Annotated in this window: 7 protein-coding genes and 1 pseudogene; all 8 read left to right on the top strand. The window is 37.9% G+C overall.

Annotation, left to right across the window (positions count from 1 at the left end; all coding sequences use genetic code 11):
* Positions 1–86: 86 nt before the first annotated feature.
* A pseudogene (locus AB1L08_RS21140) lies at positions 87–572 on the top strand (amidohydrolase family protein); the annotation flags it as partial.
* Positions 573–591: 19 nt separating this feature from the next.
* A complete protein-coding gene (locus AB1L08_RS21145; protein WP_413066588.1) occupies positions 592–1833 on the top strand; it encodes a M20 family metallo-hydrolase in 1242 nt (413 codons plus the stop codon).
* Positions 1834–1906: 73 nt separating this feature from the next.
* Complete coding sequence (locus AB1L08_RS21150; RefSeq protein ID WP_413066589.1) at positions 1907–2863, top strand: sugar kinase; 957 nt, start codon at positions 1907–1909, stop codon at positions 2861–2863.
* A 17-nt stretch (positions 2864–2880) separates the two neighbouring features.
* Positions 2881–3543, top strand: coding sequence for a bifunctional 4-hydroxy-2-oxoglutarate aldolase/2-dehydro-3-deoxy-phosphogluconate aldolase (locus tag AB1L08_RS21155; RefSeq protein WP_413066590.1), 663 nt, complete (start codon positions 2881–2883; stop codon positions 3541–3543).
* Positions 3544–3629: 86 nt separating this feature from the next.
* Positions 3630–4220 carry a pyridoxal phosphate-dependent aminotransferase gene (locus AB1L08_RS21160; protein ID WP_413066591.1) on the top strand — a complete coding sequence of 197 codons (591 nt, stop codon included), beginning with the start codon at positions 3630–3632 and terminating at the stop codon, positions 4218–4220.
* Between the two features lie 74 nt (positions 4221–4294).
* Positions 4295–4750, top strand: a complete 456-nt coding sequence (locus AB1L08_RS21165) for an AAA-type ATPase lid domain-containing protein (protein ID WP_413066594.1) — start codon at positions 4295–4297, stop codon at positions 4748–4750.
* A gap of 167 nt (positions 4751–4917) precedes the next feature.
* Positions 4918–5310 (top strand): hypothetical protein, encoded by a 393-nt coding sequence (locus AB1L08_RS21170; RefSeq protein ID WP_413066592.1) that lies wholly within the window; start codon positions 4918–4920, stop codon positions 5308–5310.
* A gap of 25 nt (positions 5311–5335) precedes the next feature.
* Entirely contained in the window at positions 5336–6196 is an 861-nt protein-coding gene (locus AB1L08_RS21175) for an alpha/beta fold hydrolase (protein ID WP_413066593.1), read from the top strand.
* Positions 6197–6501: the final 305 nt, after the last annotated feature.

Raw genomic sequence — 6501 nt, forward strand, 5'->3', positions numbered from 1 at the left:
CTTCAGCCTGAAATACGACTTTAGTCGTCGACATTTATGTCAAAATCCACCTGCTTTGAGCAGGTGGTCGTTTAAGAAGTGAACAAAGTAGATTAGGGGTTTGGAAAGCATTACGAGAAGGAAAGGTTCATCTGATTGCCTCAGATCATGCACCTCATCCGGGAGACCATTATCCAAATGTCTTTGATAATTTTTCAGGTAGTCCTGGAATTGAAACAATGCTTCCATTGATTTTTCATGAAGGAGTTCATAAAAAACAAATAAGCCTAGAGCACCTTGTGACACTATTTTCATATAATCCGGCAAGATTATTAGGGATTTATCCGCAAAAAGGCTCTATTGAAATAGGTGGGGATGCTGACTTGGTCATATTTGATCCTAAAAAAGAATGGACGATTAAAGGCAATGAGTTACGTGCACAATCTGGCTGGTCGATGTATGAAGGAATGAAGATTACTGGAAAGGTTCAGGAAACTTATGTACGTGGGGAGAAGATATATTCTGAAGGTGAGGTAATTGGGGAAAAAGGATTTGGTCAATGGGTGAAAAAAAAGGCAAATTATGAGCTTTGATTGGCAGGTGCGATAACTTTTGAAAATTAACAAAGAGAGATTGTGGGACCGTATTCAAATGTTAGGAGAGATTGGTCAATCAACAAACGGCGGAATTACCCGCCTTGCATTCTCCAAGGAAGATAGAAAGGCAACTGATTTGGTTATCGGTTGGATGCGGGAAGCAGGTTTGGAGGTCTGGACGGACCCGGTAGGTAATGTTTTCGGAAGACGAGAAGGGACAGTAAAAGGACCGGTTGTTTTAACCGGTTCTCATCTTGACACTGTTAGAAATGGTGGGAAATTTGATGGGGCTGCAGGGGTTCTTTCTGCATTAGAGGTCATTCAAACCTTGAATGATTACAACATAGAAACTATCCTTCCTATAGAAATAGTAATATTTGTTAACGAAGAAGGAAGTCGCTATGCCGGTGGATTAATGGGAAGTATGGCAATCGCAGGACTTTTGCCTGAATCAATACTTGATGAAAAAGACAATGAAGGCATCCCTTTATCAACTGCTTTAAAAGAATTTGGCGGAATGCCAAATCAAATTCATGCTGCGAAACGCCCAGGTTCTGACTTTGCCGCTTTTTATGAACTCCATATAGAGCAATCTCAAACATTAGAGAAGGAAGATAAATCAGCTGGAATTGTTTTAGGTATTGCAGGGCCATACCAAATGAAAGTAATTATTTATGGAAGATCTGGGCATGCAGGAGCAGTGGCTATGAATTTACGTAATGATCCTATGGTGGCTGCAGGAATCATTATACAAGAAGTTGAAAAAGTGGCGAAAGAGACAGCACCAACTACTAGGGGTACCGTAGGATATGTAAAAGCTTTTCCGGGAGGCCATAATGTTATTCCTGAAAAGGTTGAGCTTACAATTGATATTAGAGACATAAATGAAGAAACGAGGGAAAGAGTAGTAAGCAGGATACAAAAAACCATAACAAAAATATGTGATGAGCGGGGATTAAAGAGTGAAACAATTGTGACACAGAACACCCCTCCTGTTCCTGTCAACAAAGAGACTATAGAGAAGATGAAACAGATTGCAAATGAAGAAAAGATTCCTTTTACCACTGTAACAAGCGGCGCTGCACATGATGCTATGATTATGGGCAAGCTTTGCCCTATTGGTATGGTTTTTATAAGAAGTATTAATGGTTTAAGTCATTGTCCAGAAGAATTTTCAACGAGAGAGGATTTAGCTGACGGAACTCAAATCTTGCTACATTTAATAAAAGACACTGCAAATCCTCCTATAATTGAATGAGTTTAAGCTAACTTCTGCTAGAAGAAATGGAATAATTAGGTTTAAAGAATAAGGGTGAAAAGGGAGACAGTACATGGATGTTATTACCATCGGAGAATCTATGATCCTATTTACGCCCATTACCACGGGCCCAATGAGGTATAAATCTAATTTCGAATCAAAGGTTGGTGGTGCTGAATCAAATGTGGCAATAGGCCTTTCGAGATTGGAACATAAAGTTGGATGGATTAGCAGATTAGGAAATGATGAATTTGGTAAAAAGATTTTAACATTTATTCGCGGTGAAGGCGTGGACGTTAGTCAAGTAGCTCTTGATTCAGTAAATAATACTGGTCTCTATTTTAAGGAAATTGTAAGAGATAATGAGGTGAATGTTCACTATTATCGGAAGAATTCTGCTGCGAGCTTTTTGAAGCCGTCTGATTTAAATAAGACTTATCTAGCTGGTGCCAAGTATTTACATGTTACGGGTATAACGCCTATATTAAGTGAGACCTGTTACCAAACAATTAAGAGTGCAATAGATATTGCAAAAGAGAATGGAGTACAGGTTGTATTTGATCCAAATATAAGGAAAAAGCTGTGGTCCAATGAGGAAGATTCCAAAAAAATATTATTGGAAATCGCCGCAAATTCAGATATTGTGCTTCCAGGTATAGAAGAAGGAAAATTCCTTTCTAATGAAACCACTCCAGAGAATATAGCAAAGTTTTTCTATGATATAGGAGTTTCTGTAGTTGTATTGAAACTTGGTGAAAAAGGTGCCTATTATCATCAAGAAGATGATAAAGGATACGTTGCCCCTTTTCCTGTAAAGAAGGTGATAGATCCCATTGGTGCGGGTGATGGGTTTGCCGCGGGATTTCTATCGGGATTATTAGATGGATTAGGTATATACGAAGCAGTGAAAAGAGGAGCAGCAATAGGAAGTATAGTAACAACAGTTGAAGGTGATGTGGAAGGTCTTCCTGACAGAGATCAGTTATATGCATTTCTAAGTAGAATAGAAAGAGAAGATGTCCATCGTTAAGGTTAAGAGGTGAAAATATGAACGTTTTAGAAAAAATCAAAGAGCAAAAGATTGTAGCAGTTATAAGAAGTGTAAAGGATAAAGATATAGATTCTATTGCCGATGCGTTATTAGCAGGCGGAGTTAATATATTGGAAATAACCGCGGAATCACCAAATTTCATTTCCAGTATTAAACGGGTAAAAGAAGTGTTTGGAGATAAAATTACAGTTGGAGCTGGAACAGTACTTGATCCTGAAACAGCTAGCTTGGCCATTAAGGCGGGGGCACAGTTTATTTTCTCCCCTACTGTCAATTTCGATACAATTAAAATGACCAAGAGGTACGGTGTTGTTAGCATACCAGGTGCCATGACTCCTACTGAAGTTATTAATGCATATGAGCAAGGAGCTGATATTATTAAAATATTTCCTGCCAATGTGTTGGGACCCAAATATTTAAAAGATATACATGGGCCACTTCCCCATATCCCTTTAATGCCAACAGGAGGAATAAACTTATCCAATGTCCAAGAATATCTTCTAAATGGAGCGGTTGCTGTAGGAATAGGGAGTACACTAGTAAATACAAAAACGAAATTAAGTGATAGCAACTTAAAGGAAATTACAGAAAAGGCAACAAAATTTGTAAGGAAAGTAACTGAATTAAAAGAACAGGCCAATATTACGGCATTTATTTAACATGAATATGACATGGGCGCTTTCCCTGTCATTTTTAAACTTTAGAGCTGAATGGTGACAATATTATTTAAGAAGGAGGATAAAAATTGAAATCCATTTCAATAGTCCGTGAAAAACTCCCCCGTTCTGGGATTCGCGAAATTATGGAAAGGGCACTTCTTATGGAAGATGTTATACATTTAGAGGTAGGTGAGCCAAATGTTGATACACCACCCCATATTTGTGAAGCTGCTTATAAGGCAATGAACCAAGGGTTTACACACTATACATCAAATTCTGGTTTAGAAACTTTAAGAAGGCAAATAGCACTACATTTACAACAACAATATGAGTTTAATGTAGATAAAAACAATATCATTGTTACACCGGGTGCTGTTACAGCGCTAAATGTAAGTTTACTTGCATTGGTGGATTCCGGTGAGGAAGTTCTTATACCTGATCCAGGATGGCCAAACTATGAACAGATGATAATAAATCAAGAAGCAATACCTATTCGGTATAACTTAACTCCGGAAGAAGGCTTTACACCTGACTTTTACCACTTGGAAAAAGTTGTCACCAGCAATACTAAAGCAATGGTAATAAATACACCTGGAAATCCAACAGGCGGTATATTTGACAAAAATACAATTCGAAAAATCGTTAATTTTGTAAAGAAACATGATTTATACATGTAGTTCGGATCGGGAGCAACAAACCAATACCCATTGATGTGAGAGTTATTTCAGCTACACACCAAGATTTAAAAACATTGATCCAAAAAGGGCTTTTTCGGGAAGATTTGTTTTTCCGCTTAAATGTTTTTCAAATTGATATACCTCCACTAAGGGAACGACCAGAAGACCTGGAAAATCTACTCAACCATATGATGAAGGCTTCTGTGGAAAAGGCAGGCCGGGAACTTATTCAATTTACGCCTTCGTCAATTAAGATACTTCAGAAATATTCTTGGCCCGGCAACCTCCGCGAGTTAAGAAATATAGTAGAAAGAATTACTTATCTTCACGAGAGCGACATATTTGATCAAGCAGATGTGAAAGATTATCTTTCATTTGAAAATAAGCGGAAAGAGTCAATACAAGATGAAGGGCCATATATTCAATCAGTTTTGGATGATGTAAATGAAAACCGATCTCAGGCAGCAAAGTTGTTAGGGATATCTCGTAGTGCATTATATCGTAAATTAGAACAATATGGACTTAAATAAGTGTTCACTGTCCGGACAATGGACGTTTTCCGGACAACAAAGAAATCAGTGCTTTAAAGGGAAAGGCCTTTAAAGCACTGATTTTTTTGCCTTTGCAAATTTTAAATCAGTTGGCATGAATATTGCGAAAATAAATGTCACCTTATCAAATAAAGGAGGAAATGAAAATGACAGTTGCTACTGTAAATCAATGGTCCACTCGCTTTAAAGAAGTGAACGATGAGAATGAAGAGCTCAACGCTCATGGAAAGTATTTTACTTGTACTTTTCTGTTAGACATGGAGACTAAAAAGGTTCTTATTCAGATGCATGAAGGGAAAGTTGAGAGAATTATTATTGACCCGGGACCGCTTGACCCTTATCAATTTGCTATTCGTGCAAGTGCAGAAACATGGAGAAAATTTTCTCAACCGACTCCACCACCTATGTATCATGGCATTTGGGCAATGACTTTCCAACGCGATATGAAGTTAGAAGGGGATTTGCTTGTGTTAATGCAAAATCTAAGATGTATCACAACGCAGTTAGAATTACTTAGGACTACTGGAGTTCCTGTTTAATTATAAATGAAAGGAGATATCGCAAATGACAAAAGCTGTTTTTTCACCTGTAACCGGACGCTATGTAACGATTGAAGTTGATGAAGAGGAATATAAGGTATTTTATTTAGAGAATGGGACTGGCCAACCACTAGTATGCCAACATACCGCTGGGTGTCATAATCATCAATGGCGTGGATTGCTTGAAGATGAGGAGATCACGAATAATTACCGCGTAATCGCCTATGACCTGCCTCGCCATGGCAAATCTGATCCACCCCTTAACAAGGAATGGTGGAAGGAAGAATACAAATTGACTGCAGATTTCTATACCAAGTTCATTGTTACTTTATGTGATGCACTTGAACTTGAGAATCCTATTTTTATGGGCTCATCCTTTGGTGGAAATGTGGCACTTCAATTGGCATTACATTACCCTGATCGCTTTAAAGCTGTGATTCCTGTTGAAGCCGCTGATTATTCACCGGGATTCTATTTAGATTGGTGGCATCATCCGCACGCCAACGCCTCACAAGTCTGTGCAAGTGGAGTTTGGGATTTAATGGCACCGCAATCACCAGACCAAGACCGTTGGGCAACTTGGTTTTACTATTCCCAAGGAGCAGAGGCATTTAAAGGTGATTTACACTTTTACTCTGTCGACCATGATTTACGTGGTAAATTGGATCAAATTCAAGGGGACAAGATAAAAGTAGTGATGCTAACTGGGGATTACGACTATTTAACAACTCCGGAAGATGGAAGGCGTACAGCTAGCCAAATTAAAAATGCAGAATTTATTGAAATGAAAGGTATTGGTCACTTTCCTATGAGTGAGAATCATCAATTGTTTTCAAAGTATTTACAGCAAGCACTAGATGTCATAAACAATACTGTACGGGCTTAGAAAAAATAAATATTTTAAATGAAGCGACCATTTTTCTAGTGGTCGTCTTATTTTTGTTGCTTTGTGTTGAAAAGTTCTTCAGAGACTTTTTTCTTTGAAAAAGAGAGAAAAACTCGATAAAGCAATTTTCCATGTTTTCTTTTGTAAAGGGGCTATAGACTCCCCCTCTTATCATCTTTGGCTTTCTCTGTAGACTTTGGCAAGCAAAGTATATAATCTATTCGAACTCACTAGCGTTGCATTAAATTTCAATCAAAAAGTCAAGCGATATAATTTGAACAAAAAGTTGTTTTAATGTTAAAAAT

Source organism: Siminovitchia jepli (assembly GCF_047228825.1).
Lineage (GTDB): Bacteria > Bacillota > Bacilli > Bacillales > Bacillaceae_C > Siminovitchia.

What these genes read in the sequence shown, in the direction of transcription:
- AB1L08_RS21155 (WP_413066590.1), top strand. Translation starts at nt 2,881, where the DNA reads ATGAACGTTTTAGAAAAAATCAAAGAGCAAAAGATTGTAGCAGTTATA.
- AB1L08_RS21150 (WP_413066589.1), top strand. Translation starts at nt 1,907, where the DNA reads ATGGATGTTATTACCATCGGAGAATCTATGATCCTATTTACGCCCATT.
- AB1L08_RS21175 (WP_413066593.1), top strand. Translation starts at nt 5,336, where the DNA reads ATGACAAAAGCTGTTTTTTCACCTGTAACCGGACGCTATGTAACGATT.
- AB1L08_RS21170 (WP_413066592.1), top strand. Translation starts at nt 4,918, where the DNA reads ATGACAGTTGCTACTGTAAATCAATGGTCCACTCGCTTTAAAGAAGTG.